Annotated in this window: 22 protein-coding genes; 7 read left to right on the top strand and 15 right to left on the bottom strand. The window is 64.2% G+C overall.

Going from position 1 to position 21,982, the window contains the following annotated elements; all coding sequences use genetic code 11:
* Positions 1-230 precede the first annotated feature (230 nt).
* Positions 231-1,895 carry an electron transfer flavoprotein-ubiquinone oxidoreductase gene (locus tag BM019_RS09715; RefSeq protein ID WP_062823162.1) on the top strand — a complete coding sequence of 555 codons (1,665 nt, stop codon included), beginning with the start codon at positions 231-233 and terminating at the stop codon, positions 1,893-1,895.
* Positions 1,896-2,069: 174 nt separating this feature from the next.
* Here BM019_RS09715 and BM019_RS09710 read toward each other — a convergent pair whose 3' ends face one another.
* On the bottom strand, positions 2,070-2,960 hold the full coding sequence (locus tag BM019_RS09710; RefSeq protein ID WP_009042876.1) for an AraC family transcriptional regulator: 891 nt from the start codon (positions 2,958-2,960) through the stop codon (positions 2,070-2,072).
* A 180-nt stretch (positions 2,961-3,140) separates the two neighbouring features.
* Between BM019_RS09710 and BM019_RS09705 the strand changes: the two genes are divergently transcribed.
* Positions 3,141-4,193 carry an NAD(P)-dependent alcohol dehydrogenase gene (locus BM019_RS09705; protein ID WP_085530247.1) on the top strand — a complete coding sequence of 351 codons (1,053 nt, stop codon included), beginning with the start codon at positions 3,141-3,143 and terminating at the stop codon, positions 4,191-4,193.
* Positions 4,194-4,279: 86 nt separating this feature from the next.
* Here the strand turns inward: BM019_RS09705 and BM019_RS09700 are convergent, their stop codons facing one another.
* The 6 genes from BM019_RS09700 to BM019_RS09675 form a co-directional block, all read right to left on the bottom strand.
* Positions 4,280-5,077, bottom strand: coding sequence for an IclR family transcriptional regulator (locus BM019_RS09700; protein WP_092418137.1), 798 nt, complete (start codon positions 5,075-5,077; stop codon positions 4,280-4,282).
* A gap of 55 nt (positions 5,078-5,132) precedes the next feature.
* On the bottom strand, positions 5,133-6,443 hold the full coding sequence (locus tag BM019_RS09695; RefSeq protein ID WP_092418136.1) for an MFS transporter: 1,311 nt from the start codon (positions 6,441-6,443) through the stop codon (positions 5,133-5,135).
* A 156-nt stretch (positions 6,444-6,599) separates the two neighbouring features.
* Positions 6,600-7,748, bottom strand: a complete 1,149-nt coding sequence (dgoD, locus tag BM019_RS09690) for a galactonate dehydratase (protein WP_009042872.1) — start codon at positions 7,746-7,748, stop codon at positions 6,600-6,602.
* A gap of 47 nt (positions 7,749-7,795) precedes the next feature.
* Positions 7,796-8,416, bottom strand: a complete 621-nt coding sequence (locus tag BM019_RS09685) for a 2-dehydro-3-deoxy-6-phosphogalactonate aldolase (protein WP_092418135.1) — start codon at positions 8,414-8,416, stop codon at positions 7,796-7,798.
* A 13-nt stretch (positions 8,417-8,429) separates the two neighbouring features.
* Entirely contained in the window at positions 8,430-9,428 is a 999-nt protein-coding gene (locus tag BM019_RS09680) for a 2-dehydro-3-deoxygalactonokinase (protein ID WP_092418134.1), read from the bottom strand.
* A gap of 463 nt (positions 9,429-9,891) precedes the next feature.
* Positions 9,892-10,371 (bottom strand): GNAT family N-acetyltransferase, encoded by a 480-nt coding sequence (locus BM019_RS09675; protein ID WP_009042869.1) that lies wholly within the window; start codon positions 10,369-10,371, stop codon positions 9,892-9,894.
* A 263-nt stretch (positions 10,372-10,634) separates the two neighbouring features.
* On the opposite strand from BM019_RS09675, the gene BM019_RS09670 reads away from it, so the two are divergent.
* The 4 genes from BM019_RS09670 to BM019_RS09655 all read left to right on the top strand — a co-directional run bounded on the left by BM019_RS09670 (position 10,635) and on the right by BM019_RS09655 (position 13,293).
* Positions 10,635-11,285, top strand: coding sequence for an HD domain-containing protein (locus BM019_RS09670; RefSeq protein WP_092418248.1), 651 nt, complete (start codon positions 10,635-10,637; stop codon positions 11,283-11,285).
* A gap of 107 nt (positions 11,286-11,392) precedes the next feature.
* Complete coding sequence (locus tag BM019_RS09665) at positions 11,393-12,607, top strand: MFS transporter (RefSeq protein WP_092418133.1); 1,215 nt, start codon at positions 11,393-11,395, stop codon at positions 12,605-12,607.
* An 86-nt stretch (positions 12,608-12,693) separates the two neighbouring features.
* Positions 12,694-13,002, top strand: coding sequence for a hypothetical protein (locus BM019_RS09660; protein WP_009042866.1), 309 nt, complete (start codon positions 12,694-12,696; stop codon positions 13,000-13,002).
* 36 nt (positions 13,003-13,038) lie between these two features.
* Positions 13,039-13,293, top strand: a complete 255-nt coding sequence (locus BM019_RS09655) for a hypothetical protein (RefSeq protein WP_009042865.1) — start codon at positions 13,039-13,041, stop codon at positions 13,291-13,293.
* 69 nt (positions 13,294-13,362) lie between these two features.
* On the opposite strand, the gene BM019_RS09650 is transcribed toward BM019_RS09655, so the two are convergent.
* Positions 13,363-14,343, bottom strand: coding sequence for a DUF3829 domain-containing protein (locus tag BM019_RS09650; protein WP_092418132.1), 981 nt, complete (start codon positions 14,341-14,343; stop codon positions 13,363-13,365).
* A 397-nt stretch (positions 14,344-14,740) separates the two neighbouring features.
* Here BM019_RS09650 and BM019_RS09645 point away from each other — a divergent pair, with 397 nt between their 5' ends.
* The gene (locus BM019_RS09645; RefSeq protein ID WP_053260217.1) at positions 14,741-15,121 is read left to right on the top strand and encodes a Rho termination factor N-terminal domain-containing protein; all 381 of its coding nucleotides are present in this window, start codon (positions 14,741-14,743) and stop codon (positions 15,119-15,121) included.
* A gap of 76 nt (positions 15,122-15,197) precedes the next feature.
* On the opposite strand, the gene BM019_RS09640 is transcribed toward BM019_RS09645, so the two are convergent.
* From BM019_RS09640 to BM019_RS09610, 7 genes are all read right to left on the bottom strand, one after another.
* Positions 15,198-16,130 (bottom strand): PfkB family carbohydrate kinase, encoded by a 933-nt coding sequence (locus BM019_RS09640; protein WP_092418131.1) that lies wholly within the window; start codon positions 16,128-16,130, stop codon positions 15,198-15,200.
* On the bottom strand, positions 16,123-17,589 hold the full coding sequence (locus BM019_RS09635) for a purine-cytosine permease family protein (RefSeq protein ID WP_092418130.1): 1,467 nt from the start codon (positions 17,587-17,589) through the stop codon (positions 16,123-16,125). Before BM019_RS09635 ends, BM019_RS09640 begins: the two co-directional genes overlap by 8 nt.
* A 155-nt stretch (positions 17,590-17,744) precedes the next feature.
* Complete coding sequence (locus tag BM019_RS09630) at positions 17,745-18,743, bottom strand: ADP-ribosylglycohydrolase family protein (protein WP_087088731.1); 999 nt, start codon at positions 18,741-18,743, stop codon at positions 17,745-17,747.
* Entirely contained in the window at positions 18,740-19,453 is a 714-nt protein-coding gene (locus tag BM019_RS09625; RefSeq protein ID WP_092418129.1) for a GntR family transcriptional regulator, read from the bottom strand. The genes BM019_RS09630 and BM019_RS09625 overlap by 4 nt, the downstream gene beginning before the upstream one ends.
* A 70-nt stretch (positions 19,454-19,523) precedes the next feature.
* On the bottom strand, positions 19,524-20,087 hold the full coding sequence (locus tag BM019_RS09620; RefSeq protein ID WP_085530238.1) for a DUF1285 domain-containing protein: 564 nt from the start codon (positions 20,085-20,087) through the stop codon (positions 19,524-19,526).
* Positions 20,088-20,108: 21 nt separating this feature from the next.
* On the bottom strand, positions 20,109-20,711 hold the full coding sequence (locus BM019_RS09615) for a DUF4823 domain-containing protein (protein WP_007928079.1): 603 nt from the start codon (positions 20,709-20,711) through the stop codon (positions 20,109-20,111).
* Positions 20,712-20,945: 234 nt separating this feature from the next.
* Entirely contained in the window at positions 20,946-21,914 is a 969-nt protein-coding gene (locus tag BM019_RS09610; RefSeq protein WP_007928078.1) for a GTP 3',8-cyclase MoaA, read from the bottom strand.
* Positions 21,915-21,982: the final 68 nt, after the last annotated feature.

Here is a 21,982-nt window from a genome sequence, read left to right as displayed (position 1 = left end):
ACGCCAAAATGGCCAGTCATAAGCCGCGCTTCTTTGATTTACATGGGCTGCAGCAAATTCAAACAAACGTTTGTATTGGACGCTAAGAGTGGTGTAGATATAATGCGCCGCCTAGAGAGAAAGGCGGGTCGTTCATTGTCCCCTCCCCTGTTTGGCGGAGAAAACCATCGATGCGACACCCAACCTCCAATTAGAAAAAAACCGTTGAGCCTTGAGTAGGAGATAGCCTAGTGGAACGCGAATACATGGAATTCGACGTGGTCATCGTCGGTGCCGGCCCCGCTGGCTTGTCCGCCGCCTGCCGACTGAAGCAGAAGGCCGCCGAAGCCGGTAAGGAAATCAGCGTCTGCGTGGTCGAGAAAGGCTCCGAAGTCGGTGCTCACATTCTTTCCGGCGCCGTGTTCGAACCGCGCGCCCTGAACGAGCTGTTCCCGGACTGGAAGGAGCTCGGCGCCCCGCTGAACACCCCGGTCAAGCGCGATGACATCTATGTCCTGAAAAACGCCGACAGCGCGACCAAAGTTCCCGACTTCTTTGTGCCCAAGACCATGCACAACGAAGGCAACTACATCATTTCCCTGGGCAACCTGTGCCGCTGGCTGGCCCAGCAGGCCGAGAACCTGGGCGTGGAAATCTACCCGGGCTTCGCCGCCCAGGAAGCGCTGTTCGACGAGAACGGCGTGGTCCGCGGGATCATCACCGGCGACCTGGGTGTCGACCGCGAAGGCAATCCGAAGGAAGGCCTGTACACCCCCGGCATGGAACTGCGTGGCAAGTACACCCTGTTCGCCGAAGGCTGCCGTGGCCACATCGGCAAGCAACTGATCAAGCGCTTCAACCTGGATAGCGACGCCGACGCCCAGCACTACGGCATCGGCCTCAAGGAAATCTGGGAAATCGATCCGGCCAAGCATCAGCCAGGCCTGGTGGTCCACACCGCCGGCTGGCCGCTGGACATCATGGGCACCGAGAACACTGGCGGCTCCTTCCTTTATCACCTGGAAAACAACCAGGTGGTGGTCGGTCTGATCGTCGACCTGTCCTACAGCAACACCTACCTGTCGCCGTTCGACGAATTCCAACGCCTCAAGCATCACCCGGTGCTCAAGCAGTACCTCGAAGGCGGCAAGCGCGTCAGCTACGGCGCGCGCGCCATCTGCAAAGGCGGCCTGAACTCGCTGCCGAAGATGGTGTTCAAGGGCGGCGCGCTGATCGGTTGCGACCTGGGCACCCTGAACTTCGCCAAGATCAAGGGCAGCCACACCGCCATGAAGTCCGGCATGCTCGCCGCTGACGCCGTGGCCGATGCGCTGTTCGCCGGTTCCGAAGGCGCCGACGAGCTGAACACCTATGTAGAAGCGTTCAAGTCCAGCTGGCTGTACGAAGAACTGTTCGCCAGCCGTAACTTCGGCCCGGCGATCCACAAGTACGGCGCCATCGTCGGCGGCGGTTTCAACTGGGTCGACCAGAACCTCTTCGGTGGCAAGCTGCCGTTCACCCTGCACGACACCAAGCCGGACTACGCCTGCCTGAAGCTGGCCGCGGACTGCAAGAAGATCGACTACCCGAAACCGGACGGCAAGCTCAGCTTCGACAAACTCAGTTCGGTGTTCATCTCGGGCACCAACCATGAAGAAGAACAGCCTTGCCACCTGAAGCTGACCGATCCGAGCATCCCGATCGGCAAGAACCTGCCGCTGTACGATGAGCCTGCTCAACGCTACTGCCCGGCCGGGGTGTATGAAGTGATTACCAAGGAAGACGGCGAGAAGCGCTTCCAGATCAACGCCCAGAACTGTGTGCACTGCAAGACCTGCGACATCAAGGACCCTGCGCAGAACATCACCTGGGTCGCGCCGGAAGGCGCGGGCGGTCCGACTTACCCGAACATGTAAGGCGTACGCTTGAAGAAAAAAGGCTCCCGAATGGGGGCCTTTTTTATTGCCGGCGCCACTGCCCTGCTTCTGTAGGAGCACAGCTTGCGTGCGATAAGGCCTTGGCGATGTATCTGTCAGACCGTCTCGCCCTTCATCGCGGGCAAGCCTCGCTCCTCCAGACGAGCGCCCCCATCACGCTGCTCGCTCATCCCCCGGATTGCGCTCGAAGTAGCGCTTGTATTCACGGCTGAATTGCGAGGTACTCTGGTAGCCCACCCGATGCGCCACCTGGGCCACGCCCAGCCCTTCCCCCAGCAGCAACTGCTGCGCCTTGAGCAAGCGCAGGCGCTTGAGGTACTGCACCGGCGACAGCAGCGTGCTGCGCTTGAAGTGCTCATGAAAGGTCGAGGTGCTCATGTTCGCGCAACGGGCCAGGGTCTCGACGTTCAGCGGCTCGGTGTAATGCTCGTGCAAGTGATTCAGCGAGGCCGCCACCCGGGCAAACTGCCCGTGCTGCTCCACCAGCGCGCGCAGTACATCGGCCTGCGGCCCGCGCAAGACGGTGAACATCAATTCGCGCAAGCGCGCCTGGCCCATCACCTTGCACTCCAGAGGATCGTGCAGGCAGCGCAGCAGGCGCTCCACGCAACCGCGCATCGTGTCGTCGAGCACCACCGAGGTCATCGACTCCGGGGTCTGCGCCTGGGCACTGCGCCCCGCGGCAACGCCCATCGCCAGCACCAGCTCGCCCAACAGCGCCCGGTCGATGGCGATGGACACCCCCAGCAATGGCGCATTGGGCATGGCGAAGGTCTCGCACTCGAAGGGCACCGACAGCGCCTGGATCAGGTAATGCCCAGCGCCGTACTCCAGGGTCCGCGGGCCCAGGTACGCCAGCTTGCTGCCCTGGACGATGATCATCAGGCTCGGCTCGTAGATATGCGGGCCGCGGGCCACGTCGCAACTGGCCCGCAACACCTGGACCCCGGGCAGCCCCGTGGGAACGAAACCGTCGCGGGTCGCAAGAGGCTGGATCAGGGACACCAGGGTGGCATTGGCATCGAGATGGCGGGTCAACAACATGGGGAAAACTTCACGGAAAAAGGGATGAAAACATCATCGCAGGTCTGCACGCCAATGCCGCGCGCAAATGGCCGATGGCGGAGGAATAGGCATGACATGCCGAGGAATCGCCATGTTCGCGCCAGGCAGCGGCGCCGAGAATGGCCCGCCTCACCTGTCAGTGCTTTTGCGAGGTTCATCATGTACACAGCCATCGGTTACGCCGCCCAGTCCGCCACCACGCCCCTCGCCCCCATGAGCTTTCAGCGCCGCAGCCCGCGCCCGGATGACGTGGCGATCGAGATTCTCTACTGCGGCGTCTGCCACTCCGATATCCACCAGGCCCGCAATGAATGGGGCATCGCCGTGTACCCGCTGATGCCGGGCCACGAAATCGTCGGCAAGGTCACCGCGGTCGGCGCCCAAGTGACCAGGCACAAGGTGGGCGATCTGGTCGGCGTCGGCTGCATGGTCGACTCCTGTCGGCATTGCGAAGCCTGCGCCGCGAACCTGGAGCAATACTGCCTGGAAGGCCCGACCATGACCTACGCCACTCCGGACCGGGTCGACGGCAGCAACACCATGGGCGGGTACTCCGACAGCATCGTGGTCAGCGAGCACTTTGTCGTGCGCATTCCCGAGAAACTCGACCTGGCCAGCGCCGCGCCGATCCTCTGCGCGGGCATCACCACCTACTCGCCGCTCAAGCATTACGGGGTGAAGGCCGGCGACAAGGTGGGCATTCTCGGCATGGGTGGCCTGGGCCACATGGGCATCAAGTTCGCCAAGGCCCTGGGCGCAGAAGTGACCCTGTTCACCCGTTCGGCGAGCAAGGCCGAGGAAGCCCGTCGCCAGGGCGCCGATCATGTGATCGTCTCCACCGATGCCGAGCAGATGAAGGCCGCGGCCGGCCGCTTCGACTTCCTGCTGGACACCATCCCGGTGCAACACGACCTCAACCCCTACCTGGATACCCTGCGTTTTGACGGCGTACACATCCTGGTCGGCTTGATCGAACCGGTGGACCCGCCCGTACACGCGGCCAAGCTGGTGCTGGGCCGTCGCGTGCTGGCCGGCTCGCTGATCGGCGGCATCGCCGAAACCCAGGAAGTGCTGGATTTCTGCGCCGAGCACAACATCACCTGCGACATCGAAATGCTCGACATCCGCCAGATCAACGAGGCTTACGCGCGGATGATCGCCGGCGATGTGAAATACCGCTTCGTCATCGACATGGCCACCCTCAAGCAATAAACGCAGTCCCGTAGGAGGCTTGCCCGCGATGGCGATGGACCTGGAAAAATGCCATCGCGGGCAAGCTTCGCCTATGGAAGCCTGAGTCAGCCGCCGAGTTCGGCGGAGATGCCAGCGGCGGCCTGCTTGATCACCGGGATCAGTTCGGCCATTTTTTCCAGCGGCATGTACGGCACGGTGCTGGCGATGCTGATACCGGCGACGATCTGGCCGCTGGCATCGCGGACCGGCGCCGCCACGCAACGGATCGACGGTTCGTTGTCCTCCAGATCGAAGGCATACCCCCCCGCCACATAGTCCTGCATGCGCTGCTGGAACTGCTCCCAGGTCGGCTCTTCGTGCTGCGGCCAGAGCGCATTCCTGCCGCCCGCCGGCAGGCTCGCTTCATATAAGCGCTGCCACTCCTGGGGCGTGCTATCGAGCAGCAGCGCCTTGCCGATCCCGGTGCGCGCCAGCGGCATGCGATGGCCGACCCGCGAGCGCATTTCCGGGCCGTTGCGCCCCGGGTTCTTGTGCAGGTACAGCACATCGTCGTCTTCGCGGATCGCCAGGTGAATGGTGTCGCCGGTCAACGCCGACAGCTGGTCGAGAAACGGCCTGGCCAGGGTCACCAACGGCAAGGCCTCGCGGGCCTGGAAACCCAGCTCGATCAGCTTCGGCCCCAACAGGTAGCCGACCTGCGGCATCACCCTCAAATAGCGCTCGTCCACCAGGCAACTGGCCAGGCGATGGGTGGTGCTGCGGGTGGTGCCGATCAGCCGGGCGATTTCCTTGAGGTCGCGGGCACCGCTGGCCACGGCCTGCACCACCGCCAGGCCACGGAGCAATGTCTGGGTACCGGTGGGGGCGGCATCCTTGGCGGTCTTTGCTGCGTCGTCCTGCATATCCAGCCTTCCGAGGGTGAGAACGGGCGGCATTATGGTCGCCCGCCCCCCGCCACTACAACTCGATACGCTCGACCTTGCCCACCAGCAGCACGTAGGACAGGGCCCCCGCCAGCGCCAGCACGGCAATGTAGGTAATGGCCGGGGCAAAGGAGTCGCCGCTGGCCAGGAAGCCGATGACGATCGGCGTGGCGATCGCCGACAGGTTGCCGATGAAGTTGAACACCCCGCCGGTCAGCCCCAGCAACCGCGCCGGCGCCAGGGTCGAGACCAGCGACCAGGTGATCGAGGCCAGGCCATTGCCGAAGAACGCCAGCGCCAGGAAGGCGATCACCAGCGGTGTCGACTCGACGAAATTGGCACCGATGATCGAGGTGGAAATCAGCAGCCCGCCAATGATCGGCAGCTTGCGGGCAAAACCCACCGAGGCGCCGCGCCGGATCAGCCAGTCGGAGAAGAACCCGGAACACAGCACGCCGACAAAGGCCGCGAGGAACGGCAGCGACGCCAGCAGGCCGGACTTGATGAAATCCATGCCGCGGTACTTCACCAGGTAAGTGGGGAACCAGGTGAGGAAAAACCACAGGGTCGAATTGAGGCAGAACTGCCCCAGATAGATGCCCCACAGCTTGCGCTTGCTCAGGACAATCCCCAGGTCGGTCCAGCTGAAACGCGCCTTGCTCCTGGCCGTCTCACGCTGGATATCCACCAGGCCGCCACCCTGGCGAATCAGGTCGATTTCCGCCGGGTTGGCGCCCTTGAAATCCCGTGGTTCGCGATACACCGCGTACCAGATCGCCGCCCACAGAATGCCCACCGCACCGGTGACGACAAACACCATATGCCAGCCAAAGACATGTTGCAGCCAGGCCAGCACCGGGGTGAGAAAAGCCAGCCCGACAAACTGCCCGGAAGTGTAAAAGCCGATGGCCGTGGCGCGCTCGCGCTCGGGAAACCAGGTGGTCACCACCCGGCTGTTGATCGGATAGGCCGGCGCCTCCAGCGCGCCCACCGCCATGCGCAGGACGAACAGAGCGATGAAGCTGGCGGCGAAGCCGAGCATCACCGTCGCCAGCGACCACAGCAGCAGTGCCGCCGTGTAGAGAATGCGCGGCGGTACGCGGTCCACCAGCCAGCCACCGGGGATCTGCATGGCGGCGTAGGTCCAGCCGAAGGCCGAGAAAATCAGCCCGACGTGGATCGGGTCGATGCCCAGGTCGCGGGTCAAGGCCGGCGCGGCGATCGACAGGTTGCTGCGGTCCAGGTAGTTGATCACCACCGTGATGAACAACAGCACCATGATGAAAAAACGCTTGCGGCTCGGCGCGACCAGCGACGCCTGCCCGATGAAGGTCTGCGGTTGCATGGGAATGCCTCTTCTTATGGTTATTGAGGGCAATGTTTCTCTGTACCTGTAGGAGCGAGCTTGCTCGCGATGGCGTCGGTTGCTTCACAGCGATAAGAAGTCAGCCCCTGTCGCCTGCATCGCGAGCAAGCTCGCTCCTACAAGCAATGAATCAACTCACCATTCGGCGAAGCTGCCGTCGGCGTGGCGCCAGATCGGGTTGCGCCAGCGGTGGCCGATGGCCGCGCGCTCGATGACGTATTCCTCGTTGATCTCGATGCCCAGGCCCGGGCCGTTGGGAATCTTCACCATGCCTTGCTGGTAGTCGAAGACGCGCGGGTCCTTGACGTAATCCAGCAGGTCGTTGCTTTCGTTGTAATGGATGCCCAGGCTCTGCTCCTGGATGAAGGCGTTGTAGCAGGCCGCGTCCAGTTGCAGGCAGGCGGCCAGGGCAATCGGCCCCAGCGGGCAATGCAGGGCCAGGGCCACGTCGTAGGCTTCGGCCATGTTGGCGATCTTGCGGGTTTCGGTGATACCGCCGGCATGGGAAGCGTCCGGCTGGATGATGTCGACGTAACCTTCGCTGAGCACCCGCTTGAAATCCCAGCGCGAGAACAGCCGCTCGCCCAGGGCGATCGGCGTGTTGGTCAGCGGCGCCAGTTCCTTGAGGGCCTCGTAGTTTTCGCTGAGCACCGGCTCTTCGATAAACATCAGTTTGTAGGGATCGAGTTCCTTCATCAGCACCTTGGCCATGGGCTTGTGCACCCGGCCATGGAAGTCGACGCCGATCCCGACATTGGGGCCCACCGCGTCACGCACAGCGGCGACGTTGGCCAGGGCCAGGTCGACCTTGTCGAAGGTGTCGAGGAACTGCAGCTCCTCGGTGCCGTTCATCTTCACCGCGGTAAAACCACGCGCCACCGCCTCTTTGGCGGCACGCGCAGTGTCGGCCGGACGGTCGCCGCCGATCCACGAATAGACGCGGATCTTGTCCCGCACCTGGCCGCCCAGCAGGTCGCTGACCGACACCCCCAGGGCCTTGCCCTTGATGTCCCACAGCGCCTGGTCGATCCCGGCCAGGGCACTCATGTGGATAGCGCCGCCGCGGTAGAAGCCGCCGCGGTAAAGCACGGTCCAGATGTCCTCGATATTGCGCGGGTCCTTGCCGATCAGGTAATCGGCCAGTTCGTCCACAGCGGCGGCCACCGTGTGCGCCCGCCCTTCGACCACGGGCTCGCCCCAGCCGGTGACACCCTCGTCGGTCTCGACCTTGAGAAAGCACCAGCGCGGCGGAACGATAAAGGTGGTCAACTTGGTGATTTTCATCTTCTTGTCTCTCTTGTCGGATGCAGCGCCGAGGGCGCCAAAAAGTCTTAACGCAGCGCATTCCAGGCGGCGACATAGGCCTTGGCGCGGGTCGCCACCTCGGCGGCGCTCATCCCTGGCTTGAACAACCCGGAACCGAGGCCGAAGCCCTTGACCCCGGCGTCGACGAACACCTGCATGTTGTCCGGGGTGATCCCGCCCACCGGCAGCAACACGCTGCCGGCCGGTAATACCGCGAGCCAGGCCTTGACCACCGCCGGGCCCATCTGCTCGGCGGGAAACAGCTTGAGCACGTCGGCGCCTTCGGCCAGCGCGGCAAAGGCCTCGGTCGGCGTGGCCACGCCGGGCGACAGATAGAGGCCGACGGCCCTGGCCGCGCGCAGCACCTTGGGATCGCTGTGGGGCATGACGATCACCTGGCCACCCGCGGCCTTGACCTGCCCGACCTGCTCCGGGGTCAGCACCGTGCCGGCGCCGATCAGGCAATCGGCGGGCAAGGCGTCGCGCAGGATGCGGATGCTGTCAAAGGGTTGCGGCGAATTGAGCGGCACCTCGATAACCCGAAACCCCGCCTGATACAGCACCTCGCCTATGGCCGCCGCTTCTGGCGGACGCAGCCCCCGGAGAATGGCGATCAGGCCGTTATGTGCCAGTGCTTGCTTGAGCATGTCGGACCTCTTTTCAAGGGTGAGCGCAAGGGACGCGCGCCAGCAGCCCGGCCGCTTCGGCCAGGTGCCATAGACCGCGTTCGGTGGCCTGCTCGGCCAGGATTGCCCGGGGAAAACCGCAGGCGGACAAGGCCCGGCTGTAACGGGCGCAAAGCTGGGAATTGCCGATCAGCACGATCGACGGCAATGGGTCGCTGTGGCGCCGGCGCCGCTGCACAGAGGCCAGTGCGCAAAGTTCATGGCCGATCAGCAGGCCCGACAGATAGTCCGGCTGGGCGCGACTGCTGAGTTCGCCGGTCAACCCCAGGCTGCGGGCGCTGAACAGGGTCGACAGCGGGCCGATCTCGCCCTCGGCGGACAAGGCCACCTGCACGCCGCGGTCGAAGGCCTCGACATCGAATGCCGCGCCCCGCTCCTGGGTGCGGCCGAGAATGCTGTGTTGACTGAGCACGGCGAACAGCTCGCCGGTCATGAAGGTGTCGAAATGGACGATGCAGCCATCGGCCACCTGCACCCATTTGGAATGACTGCCGGGCAGGCCGATCAGCACGTCGTTCCCTGCCCCGTCCGGCAGCTGCGGCAGCGCCCCCAGCACCTGGGTTTCTTCGCCCCGCATCACGTTCGGCAAGCGCGAACGCTGGATCACCCCCGGCACGATATGCACGTCCACCCCGCGCCGACTGCGCAAGGTCACCAGGGCCTGCCCGAGCTGGGCGACATCCGCCGGGGTCTCGCAGTAACTGGCCTCGCGCCAGCCCTGGGCGCTGCCGACCATGCCGCAGGCAATCACCGGCAGTCCCGGTTGCGCGTCGAGCCAGTCGCCGCAGGCCTCATCGAAGGCCAGTTCAAAACCATCGTCGCAGCGCTGGCCGGCAATCATCCGCGCCACCTTCGGCAACTGCATGACCCCCGAGGTCAACGCACGCTGTTCCAGCACCTGGCCGCCTGCTGCGAGTTTGTAAGCACGAAGGGAGGTGGTTCCCCAATCGAGCGCGATCAATTGCGCCTGCATCGCTTCACCTGTGAGTTGTTTTTGGCAGTGAGTGCGTAAGAGCTGATGGCGGCGACTATAAACCCGACCCGAATAAAATCTCAATATATAAATATCATTCCCATATTTTGGGATTACCCCCTGTAGCCGCTGCCGCAGGCTGCGATAGGACCGAAGGTCCTCCAGCGATCTCAAGACCTGGCGTCCGCTGCGTCGGAATGCCGCCCAGGCCGTTCGCAGCCTCGCGAGCTCGGCAGCGGCTACAGGGCTTGGCGTCGGCAGGCCGGGCGGATGTTAATCAGGGGGGCTAGGCGCGTGCTGCGCCGGATATATCAGAGGAGGTCGAAGCTAAGCCGACCAGAGGCGATGCCCCCTGGGGGCATCGAAACGGGGGAATTTGAGTTCAGCGAAGGCCCTGCGCCAGCGGCGGCCTTGTGGGTCACTTGTTGCCGGGGCGGCAGTCGGTGTTGGGTAAAGCGGCCGGTCAGCCCTGGGCGAACGCGCGCAGCACATCGCCATCCATGCGGTACCTCACCCACTCTTCCTGGGGCTGGGCGCCCAGGGATTTATAGAACTGGATCGCCGGTTCGTTCCACTCCAGCACGCTCCACTCGAAGCGCCCGCAACCGTTGTCGCAGGCGATCCGCGCCAGGTGCCGCAGCAGCTGTTTACCAGCGCCGCCGCCGCGTTGTGCGGGGGTGATGTAGAGGTCTTCCAGGTACAGGCAATTGCTGCCCAGCCAAGTGGAATAGCTGAAGAAAAACACCGCGAAACCGATCGGCACGCCGTCGCGCAGGCAGATCAGGCCGTGGGCCGTGGCGCCCTCGCTGAACAGGCTGTGTTCGATGTCGGCGACGCTGGCGATGACCTCATGACGAGCACGTTCGTAATCGGCCAACTCCCTGATGAAGGCAAGGATTTGCGGTGCATCGCTGGGCACGGCTGGACGGATTTCGACGGACATCGGCGGGTCTCGGTTGGAAGGCAGGCGGCCATATTAAATCGACAGGGGAAGGACATGCACGGGTATTTCACAGGGATATGCCTGGAGGTCGTGACGGGTGATTGTCCATGTCGGAATTGCCCGATACCTGTAGCCGCTGCCGCTGCCGGCGATCGGTCGCGAAGCGCACGGCACTTTTATCGACGCCCGAAGGTCCAGCGGGCCTTATCGCAGCCTGCGGCAGCGGCTACAGTGTGCGCCTGTATTTTTACTGCCTGGCTGAAATGACTTCCGACGCTTTTGCTCCCCTGCCCGATCTCGCCAACACCCTGCTGCCCCACGCGCTGGAGCCCGTCGACGACGGCGCCCACGACCTGTCGCACCTGCAGCGGGTGTGGGCCAATGTGCGGCGCATCGCCCGGGAAGACGGCGGCGATCTGCAAGTGCTGCTGGCCGCCACCCTGCTGCACGATTGCGTCGCCGTGGAAAAGAGCTCGCCGCTGCGCGCCCAGGCCTCGCGCCTGTCGGCGGAAAAGGCCTCGGCCCTGCTGCACCGACTGGGCTGGCCCGAAGCGAAGATCGCCGCGGTGGCCCACGCCATCGAAGCCCACAGTTTTTCCGCCGCCATCCAGGCCGACACCCTGGAGGCGAAGATCCTGCAGGACGCCGACCGTCTCGACGCCCTGGGCGCTCTCGGCGTGGCCCGCACCTTCTATGTCGGCGGCCGGTTGAACCGAGCTTTCTACGACCCCCACGACCCGCACGCCGAACACCGCGGCTACGACGACCTGAACTTCACCCTCGACCACTTCCACACCAAGCTGCTGCACCTGGCCGAGGGTTTCCAGACCGTGACCGGCGCGCGCCTGGCGCAGGTGCGCCATGCCCGCCTGAAGCGCTTCATGGACGAATTCATCGACGAGATCGGTGGCTGACTTACTCCGCTGCGGGCTAATCCTGAAGCCTGCAAGATCACAACTAACGCGACAGCCGCCCATGGTAGAACGGCGCCTCATGAATCCAACAAGAACGAGGCCTGCGCATGTCCAGCGCTACTCCACCCCCCATGGTTCCAGCCAGGCTGTTCGGGCTGTTCTGCGTCGCCAGCTACCTGCTGTCGCTGTCCTATGGCTCGACCTTCCTGCTCTCGCTGCTGATCGGCTCGCGCGGTGGCAATGAGCACGATGCCGGCAGCGTGATTTCGGTCGCCATGCTCAGCACCTTTTTCGCCGTGATCTTCTCCGGGCACCTGTCGGATCTGCTGGGCGCCGCGCGCTCGATTGCCCTGTTCGGTTGCCTGCTGGTGGTCGCCAGCCTGGGCTTTGCCCTGGCGCCGGGCTTCGGCGATGCCCTGCTGTTTTTCGGCCTGACCCTGGGCCTGGGCTGGGGCGTGTTCTACACCCTGGGGCCGATCATCGTGGCGATGATGGTGGCGCCGGCGCAGCGGGCCCGGTTCTTCGCCCTGTTGTCGGGCAGCATGATGAGCGGCATCGGCTCGGGCCCGTTGCTGGGGCGACTGGCCAATGCCCTGGGCTACCCGTTGAGCATGGCGTTTCTGCTTGCCGCGGCCGCCAGCCTGATCGGCGTGCTGATCTTCTGGCGCCTGGGCACGATGCTGAAAAGACACCCCAGCCATCTGGGGACCGGCGCGGCGAAAATCAGTTGGGCCAGCAGCGCCCGGGTGCTCTCGTCCAAGGCCTTGTTCCCGATCCTCATGGTCGGTCTCGGCGGCTGCGTATTCGGCGGCCTGTCGAGTTTCCAGACCAGCTACGCGGCCTCCCGCTCGCTGGACTATTCGCTGTTCTTTCTCGGCTTCATGGCGGCCGCCATCGGCAGCCGCCTGCTGATCGCCGGCTTCGTGGTCAAGCGCGACGCCTATCGCGCGGCATGCCTGCTTTCGGGACTGATGCTGGGGTCGATCCTGATGTTCCAGCTGATGGTCGATGACGCGGTGAGTTATCTGCTGGCCGCCGTGGTGCTGGGGGTCGGCTACGGCCTGACGTACTCGGTGATCAATGGCCTGGCCGCCAACGAAGCACCGCCCGGCGACACCTCGCAAGCCTTGCTGCTGTTCAGCCTGGCCTACTTCATCGGGGTGTTCGGCTTTCCGCTGCTGGCCGGGCGGATCATCGTCGAACAGGGCATGTCGGCGCTGATGCTCACGGTGCTGGGCATCGCCCTGCTGAACTGGCTGATCAGCGTCGGGCGCCTGGTCTGGCGCGGGCTGAAACCCGAAGAGGTCGCGCAGAACGCCTGAACCGTTCGTCGTTCATCAGGCACCAATCAAAATCGCCGGCAGCCCAAGATCAGGTAGCGACTCTAAAAACGAATGGAGGCGACATCATGATCAAATCCAGGCTGACGCTCCTCGCCCTGGCCGGGCTGTTGTCCTCGGCGGCCTTCGCCGGCGCCAGCGGCCCGACCGATCCGGTGGAGCGGCCAAAGTCCCCCGCCACCCAAGGCTCGCCGAACATCAATATCAACCCGCCGCAGGTGGATGAAAGCACCCTGCCCCCCGCCACGGGTACCGATCCGCGCATCCAGGGCAACGACACCGGCCGCGCCGGCACCCTGGACACCGACCCGCCGGACAGCAAGCCGAAAACCACCACCGGCGGCACAGGCTCCGAAGGCCACGGCACCGATCAATGAGCCAAGCACGTACCTTCCCCCCACACAGAGGTCCGCATGAACGTCGACAAAGAGCTGGAAAAAGAAGTGCTCACCCGCTTGCTGCACGCCCACCCCAACGGCCTGGGCAAGGAGGTGCTGGATAACTATCGCGGCGAAAGAGTCGTGGCCAGTACCCTGGCAATGTTGCAGGAACGCGGTTTGATCAAGGAGGGCCATGTCACCCTCAACCCGGCGGGCGAACATGCCCTGAACCTGCCGATCAAGCTGACCGCTTCCGGAGTGGAAGCGGCCCGCAAGCTGGACGCCTGATCGAAGACCGGGGCGTTCGTTCGCGCCCACCGGCACCCGCGTTACGACGCGGGTGCCGTCAGCGCCGACTCAGCAGGTCGGATGGTTGAAGCGATTGATCATGTTGCCGTAGGTGCGGTTATAGCGGTTGGCCGAGCGGACGATGCTCGAACTCTGCATGTGTGCCGGCAGGTTCTTCATTGCGTCCTCGGGAGCGCGCTTGTACACCCCGTCCTTGACGTCGCGGACGATCGAACGCGACTGGCCGATGAACTCATTGATTTCCAGCATGCCGCCACCGCACGACTTGCCGCTCTCTGCGGCCTGGGCGCTGACCTTGCCATTCCAGCCCGCGGCCGCGTCGGCCACCAGTGCCAGGGACTTCTCGAAGGCCGCCAGGGCCTGCGGATCGTTCGGTTCGGCGAACAGCGTCTCGGCATCGGCGGTGTTGAGTTTGCCGTAGTAGATCAACCCGGCACGGTAGTAGGCCGCGGTGTCTTTCGGCGCCTCATCGAATGCCTGCTTGGTCAGCGCCAGGTCACGCGCCCCAAGGCCGGCGTAGAAGCCCTGCTCCTTCTCGCTGACTGCGGTCAGGGCGGCCAGGTAGGCCTGGCTCTGGCGACGGGCCAGCTCGCCGTTGTCGCTCAGGTAGCCCTTGGAAGTGGCGTAGTTCTGCAGTTCATGGCTCAAGGGCGAGAGGGTTTTCAGGGCCGCGGAAAAGGCCTGGGCCGCCTGATCCACTTCCGGGATTGGCGTATCGATGGCCAGGGCATCATCCAGGGCCCGGCTCAGGCGATCGATGAGGATATCGTTGCCAATGCTGAAGGCAGTGATCGGCGCCTTGCCCGCCAGGGCCGGCACCTCGTACTGCTGGTAACGCTGAAGGAAGGTCTGGAAGGATTCGCTGATGCTGTTCGCCGCACCGACGTACTGGTTGTATTTCTCTATTTCCTGTTGCCGGGTATCGACCTGCGCGACGGGCTGGCTGACCTTTTCACTCTTGTCGCCACAACCGGCCAACAGCACGGTGCCGCCCAACAGGGCCGCAGCCAAAAACATCCGGGTATTCATTGGTTCATTCCTTTAAAAACAGGCCACGACCAACCGCACGGCAGCGACAGACCGGTGACGGGGTTGGATGGGCACAACAGGGGATTGACGGCAGGTGTGCCGTGTCGATCGGCCGCCCCTGATCTGGGGCGTAAGAATCATCCATGAGTAACTCGCGAAAAGGCCTGAAAATTTGTCAGACGCATCCATTTCCGGGGCAGGCATTGTGCGAGACTTCCCCCGTCCTGGCAAACCTCGGGCCGCCCTGGCCTGCCCCTCTTGCGCGAAATGCCGCGCTTCTGTGATAGCGATCACACCCTCTGGCAGGGTATCCAGAGCCCCATTCGTCGATTCCCGGGCACTTATCGGCCTTTTCCCCGCCCCAACTTCAGGTATCCATTGCCAAAGGAGAGCCCTCATGCCTCGTGGAAGCAAAGCCAAATACACCGCCGAACAGAAGCGCAAGGCCGCGCATATCGAAGCCGGCTACGAAGCCAAGGGCGTGCCCAAGGACGAGGCCGAAGCGCGCGCCTGGGCCACGGTGAACAAGCAGTCCGGTGGAGGGGAACGGGCTGGCGGCTCCGGGCAACGCACACCGGCCTCGGAAAAAACCGCCGCGCGCCAGTCCTCGGCCAGGCGTGCCGTCGCCAGCCGTGAAGGACATGCCCGCAACAGCACGACGTCGCTGAGTACCCAGACGAAGGACAGCCTGCTGAAGGAGGCCCGAACGAAGAACATTCGTGGCCGCTCGACCATGAGCAAGCAGGAACTGATCGAGGCATTGCGCAAGGCGGGATAAACCATGGATCGCGAGCAGGCCTACTCCCGGCAGGAACGAGCTTGCTCGCGATCGCTCTCGTTCAGTCGGCAAACGCCTAGGCGCGGATGCTATCCGCATTGACCAGCGCATCCACCTCCGCTGCACCCGGCGCGGTGGCCGGCCCCCAGCGGGTCACCGCCAGGGCCGCCGCGGCGTTGGCACGGCGCGCCGCCTGCAGCGGCTCCAGCCCCTGCGCCAGCGCTGCGACAAAGACTCCGGCATGGGCATCGCCAGCGCCGTTGCTGTCCACCGCCCGGACCTTGAAGCCCGGCACATGGGCGCCATGGCCATGCTGGCTGACCCAGCAACCCTGCGGCCCGTCCCTGACCACCAGCAACACCTCCTGCGACAGTCCGTCATGCAGGCGTCGCAGGGCTTCGGCGATGGTCGAGGTCCCGGTGAAGCGCAAGGCCTCGACGCTGTTGCTGGTCCAGAGATCGATACGCGGCAGCAGCCGGCGCATGGCCTCGGAGTCCGGCGATTCCACCAGCGGGCCCGGATCGAACACCACCTGGATCCCCTGCGGCAAGGCCAGCAGCCAGTCCAGCAAAGCCTCGGCCTTGCCGGCATGCAGCAGGCTGTAGCCGCTGACATAGACAAAGTCATCGGCCTGCACCGCGACACCGTCCAGGTCCTCGGCCGACAGCTGGCCTTCCACCCCGATGTAGGAAATGAAGCTGCGTTCGGCCGTGGCTTCGGTCAGCGCCACGCACAGGCCGGTGTCCTCGGTGTGGCTGGCCTCGAGAGCGATCCGGATGCCCTCGGCGCGCATCGCCTCACGTGCCAGATCCCCGAAGCGACCGTTGCCGTGTCGCCCCAGGTACAGCACCGGCAAGCCGTTACGCTGGGCGGCAGCCATCACGTTGAAGCCGCCGCCGGCCTCGAAACTGGCGGATTGCGCCAGCACATCGCCGCCGGAACTCGGCAGGCGCTCCACGGACATCACCAGATCGACCATCACCTGGCCGGTGTGCAGCATTCTAGGCATTGGCATTCTCGACAAAAGCGCCGCGGCGGTCCCTGGCCCCGCCCAGCACCGCATACACACCACCGGCCACCAGGAAGGTGACGATCCAGCCCAGGCCGTTATGGCCCAGCCAGGAATCGGCCAGCGGCCCGGCGAACCAGATGTTTTCGGCGGTGGTGCCGATGGTGGTGAAGCTGAAACCCAGCACTATGGCCAGCGCCCAGGCACCGAAGGCCCGCCATTCGACTCCGCCGCGATACCAGTAGGCACTGCTCGGGCTGACGTCCAGCAGGTCCTTGGGGCTGTAGTAGTGTCGGTGGATCAGGTCGACCACGAAGATCCCGACCCAGGCGGTGATGGGTACCGCCAGCAGCGAAATGAAGGTGATGAATGGCCCGTAGAAACTCTCGGCGATCAACATGAAGTAGATCGAGCCGGCGAAGATCGCCACGATGTCCACCACCACCGCGTACACCCGCTTGACCTTGAGCCCCAGGGTCAGGGTGGTCAGGCCGGCCGAGTACACCGACAGGTTGTTCGACAGCAGCAGGCCGCCGAAAGCGGTGATCAGGTACGGCACCGCCATCCAGGTCGGCAGCATGTCGCGAATCGCCACGATCGGGTCGGTGGCCGAGGCCAGGTCATCGTTGCCCACCGACAGCAGGCCGCCCAGGGTAATCAGCAGCACCAGCGGAATGCCGGCACCGAAGGCCGCCGACGCCACCAGGCGCGCGGCCTTGACGCTGCGATGCTGGTAACGCGACATGTCGGCGCCGGCGTTGGCCCAGCCGATACCGGTGCCCGCGGCCATGGTGCCGACACCGATGATCATCGCGCTCAACGGCGCCGGGGTGGCGTTGAACACCGCGCTCCAGTCGATGGTGGCGCAGAGGAAGCCGCCTACCAGCAGGTTCAGCGCGCCGAATACATAGGTGGCCCACTTCTGGATCACCAAGAGGGTCGCGTGGCCGAGGCCGGAGACGGCCAGGGTCAGCAGCACGAAAATGCCGATGAACAGCAGGGTCAGCAGCGGCGCGCTTTTGGCTGCCACCGGCGAACCGAACAGAATCGAACACAGCGACAGCAGGACGAAGGCGGCGGTGGTGGTATTGACGGTTTCCCAGCCCAGGCGCGACATCAGCGACACCAGGGTCGGGCCGATATTGCCGCGCACGCCGAAGATCGCCCGCGACAGCGTCAGGCTCGGCGCCCGCCCGCGACGACCGGCGATGGAGATGATCCCCACCACCGCGAACGAACCGGCGGCGCCGAGGATGGCGACGATGATCGTCTGCCAGATCGACAGGCCACGAAAGGCCACCAGGGTCGCCCCCAGCGGCAAGCCGAGAATGCTGATATTGGCGGCGAACCAGACCCAGAACAATTGCAGCGGATGGCCGTTGCACTCGCCTTCCGGCACCGGCTCGATGCCACGGGTTTCCAGTTGCCCGGCGCTTTGCCCGGGGTTCGATGCACTCATGAAAAAGCTCCTGTTGCCCTTGTTGTGATTGTCGGCAATTTCGGAAGTCGATCAGACATCCCGGCACTCCTCGCCGTTTCCTGCTATCCATGGCAAAAATGCTTCAGCGACGGCTCGCGCACAGGTGGTGGGAGCCTTGGCCAGGCAGCCAGTCTTTAACGCAGGGCCAGCAGCCCCTGCACCAGAGGTTCGAGATCCAGGTCGTTGACCTGCTTGATCTGCTCGATCAAGGCGGCCGGCCAGCACTCCATCCCCTGGCAGGCACCGAGCATCGCGCCGAGGATGGCGGCAATGGTATCGGTGTCGCCCCCAAGGCTCGCGGCCATGCACAGCGCCTCGAACGCCTGCAGTTCACCGATGGCCACCTGGTGCGCCAGGGCGAAGGACACCACCACCGATTCCTGGGACGCGACGGAGGTGCCGATCACGTCGTACAGCAGATCGGCCAGCAGCGCCTTGTCGCTTTCGACGCTGAGGGTGCGCGCCCAACTGATGCGCGTGGCAATACGCCCGCCAGCCACCCAGTGACCATGCCGCTCCGCTTCCAGGGCGATCTGCACGCCGATCTGCAAGGCGTCGCCCAGCGGCACGCCATTGATCCCGGCGGACACTACCGCCGCTACCGCCGCCGCGCTGGAGATACCCAGCGTAGTGTTATGGGTGACCTGGCAAGCTTCCACCACCGCGCGGATGAAGCCCTGGACATCGTCGACGTTCGCCGCGATGCCCACCGGGGTGATGCGCATCGCCGCGCCGTTGGTGGTGCCGTAGCGCCCGGCCTCTTCCGCGGTATGGCCGGCGAGGATCATCTCGATGGCGCGCTTGGTCGAAGGGCCCAAAAGGTCCTGGGAGCCCTTGGCCTGCATCGCCGCTTCCCACTCGATCAGGCTGTGGGCCAGCGCCGCCGGTTCGATCCGGCCCTTGCCCGCGACCAGCAGGTCGCCGACCAGGATCGCCTGCTCGGTGTCGTCGGTGATCGAGCCCTTGGGCATGTTGGCGGCAATCGGCTGATCCGGGCCGGCGTCTTCCAGGCGATGGATGGCGCCGAAACGCTGCTTGATCTGCTGCCGGCTCAAGGATTGAGTCGGCATGCCCAGGGCATCGCCCAGGGCCAGCCCGTAAAAGGCGCCCAGAGCGCGATCCAGCGGGATCATTTCTGCGCCCCGAATTGCAGGTGCAGGCGAAAGTGCACCGGGTCGAGGAAACTTTCTACCTGCTCCATGAAGCGTCCGCGACGGTCATAGGTGGTCCGCAGGGCCTTGAGGAAGACGCTGCCGACCGGACGCCCCAGCAGGTGCGCCTGTTCTTCGTTCAGCGGCTCGGCGCCGATCCATTGATCGCCGCGCTCGCCGATATAGCCGTAGGCGGCCAGGGTAATGGTCAGGGAATCATCGATCAGCCCTACCCGCGGCAGGCTTTCCAGGCCTCCGGTGGCAGGCATCAGGGAACGTTCAAGGGAAACCACGGTGCCGTCGGTAGAGCGCCGGCGCCGGTCCAGGGCAATGAACTGGTCAGTGCCGAAGCGACTGAGCAGGTCGGGACGCTGCACCGCTTCCAGGCGCAGCAGCTCGGTGTTGATCAGCGCACCGGTGTCTGCCAGGGCCTGGGCCCAGCCGCTCTGCTGGTCCAGCACCACACCGTCATAGGTGACGATGGAGCCGACCCCGCTCTGGGTGGCGATGTAGTTGCGGCGTTTGAGTTCGGCCAGGGCCTCGCGCAAGGTGCCACGACTCACCGAGAACTCCTGGGCCAACTGATGCTCGCCCGGCAGCAGGAAACCGTCCTCCATGAGGCCGCTTTCGATGCGTCGGATCAGCTCATCGACCACGCGTTTTTTCTTGTCAAATCGAACATGTCTAATCATGTACAAATTGATACCCGAAACAGGATCTTCGTCGCAAGATATTTATGCGGGAAACAAGGTATTTCGCAGCTCAGGGCTCCAGGCCGATCGGGAAGAACACCCCGCCGCTCCAGACGCCCAGCCAGTTCTGACCGTCGATCGGACGGCTCACCGCCAGCTCCACCAGTTGGTAGAACACGTTGCGGTGCACCAGTGCTTCCAGGTTGCTGCGCACGTGAACGTAAGGCGCCGGCTCCTGGGTCTGCGGGTCGATCACCACTCGCAGCGGATGCTCGCTGCCGGCGCTGACCTGCTCGTCGACGTTGGTGGTAAAGCGCAGGACCTGGGCCTCGCCTTCCCCTTCGACCTCCAGGGTGACGGCGACAAAGGGCGCGTCATCGACCTTGATGCCGACCTTTTCCACCGGGGTGATCAGGAAATAGTCATCGCCGTCGCGACGAATGATGGTGGAGAACAGCTTGACCATGGGTTTGCGGCCAATGGGGGTGCCCAGGTAGTACCAGGTGCCGTCGCGGGCGATACGCATGTCGATATCGCCGCAGAAGTCGGGATTCCACAGGTGGACCGGCGGCAAGCCTTTCTGCGCCTTGGGAATCTGCGCCAACAGATCGTTGGCTTTGCCCGGACCACTCATGCTGCTCTCCTCGTGCTTGGCTTAATCGCTCAAGCCTAACAGGCTGCGGGCGTATTGTTCGAGCGGCGGGCCAAGCAGGTCTTCCGGCTTTTTGTCATGGAACGTCAGTAAACCGCCACGACTGCGAATCCGCGCGGTGTCGATCAGATACTGGGTACTGGTCTCGATCAGCATGATCTGAATCACGCCGTTGTCGATCCCCAGGCGATCCACGGCTTCCTGGTCGAACCACTCATCGGAGTTGCCGATACGGTCGTCTGCCTTGGCGAAACGGGTGTACAGCAGGTAATGCGCACCCACCTCACGGGCCTCGGCCATGGCCTGGTCCAGGCCTTCCGGCGCCCGGGCGCGGCGGACCATGGGGAAGTATTCGATAAAGCCCTTGAAGGCTTCCTCGGCCACCACGTTGGGGCGCGGGTAAGCGCTACCCGGCGGCGCAAAGGCGCCCTGGGCGATGAAAATGAACGAGTCCGGCTGAACGCGGAACGAGTTGGAGCGCTGGGTATTACTGTGATCGAGAAAACCCGCATCGCTCATGTGATAGCGAACGCCCTCGCCCATATCGCTGACATTCATGCAGCCGCCGAGCCCCAAAAAAGCCAGCAGCAAAACCAGGCTACGCATCCTTCCCTCCAGAAGCCGGTGACGGAAAACCGGCGAATGGCCACGAGATGCAGCTTCCGCGCCAGCTCGGGCGCCTGTAGCCGCTGCCGCAGGCTGCGAATGGCTGCGCAGCAGCCACAAACCTTGTGAAGGCTATTGGCTGGAGAGAAATGGGGGCGTCTGGATTGGCGAGGGCTACGCCCTCGATCGCAGCCTGCGGCAGCGGCTACAGAGAGGCGGGATCAGGGAGAACGCTTAGCCGCCGATGATTTTCATCACCGTCGCACCACCGGAGAACGCCACATCCTGCTTGTCGCCCAAGGCTTTGACCAGCAGGCGCTGCAAGGCCGGCAAGGCTTGGTGGCGCGGCTTGTCCAGCAGATCTCCGACGTAATGCCGGTTACTCGACGACAGGCAACCGTGCAGCCAGCCGGTGGACGACAGCCGCAGGCGCGAGCAGGTCCGGCAGAACGGTACGCTTTCGTTGGCGATCACGCCGAAATGGCCCTGCCCCGGAATTTCATAGCGCACTGCGGTGGCGTCCACCGGCGCATCGGCCTGCAGGTATTCGTAGCGCTCGCCGATCAGGCTCAGCAGCTGCTGCAGGCTGACGAACTGCTGCAGGAAAGCGTTGGAATCGCTGGCCAGGTGGCCCATGCGCATCAGCTCGATAAAACGCAGTTCATAGCCACGCTCCAGGCAGTAGTCGAGCAGCGGCATTACCTGGTCCAGGTTCTGCCCGCGCAGCGGCACCATATTGACCTTGATTTTCATGCCCGCCGCGCGAGCCTGGTCCATGCCGTCGAGCACGGTCGCCAGATCGCCGCCACGCGCAATGCCGCGGAAAGCCGAGGCGTCCAGGGTATCGAGGGAAACGTTGATGCGCCGGATACCGGCATCCACCAGCAACGGCAGCTTGCGTGCGAGCAATTGGCCATTGGTGGTCAGGCTGATGTCTTCCAGCCCCATTTGCCCCACCGCCGCCATGAAGGCTTCGAGTTTCGGACTGACCAGGGGCTCGCCGCCGGTGATCCGCAAGCGTTCGATGCCTGCTGCCTCGATCAGATAGGCCACGCCGCGCGCCATGGCCTCGGCCGACAACTCGTCCTGGGCAGCCACCAGCCGCTTGCCGTTGGGCACGCAGTAGGTACAGGCGTAGTTGCAGGCAGAAGTCAGGCTGATACGCAGATTGCGAAAACGCCTGCCTTGACGGTCAACGATCATGGATGACTCCGGCGAAGGAAGAGTGAACCGACCAAAACCTGACTCAAAAATCAGGTTTTGGCAAGTCC

It is taken from the genome of Pseudomonas sp. NFPP07 (assembly GCF_900115645.1).
GTDB classification, from domain to species: Bacteria; Pseudomonadota; Gammaproteobacteria; order Pseudomonadales; family Pseudomonadaceae; genus Aquipseudomonas; species Aquipseudomonas chlororaphis.
This window is presented reverse-complemented; position numbering and strand designations above follow the sequence as displayed.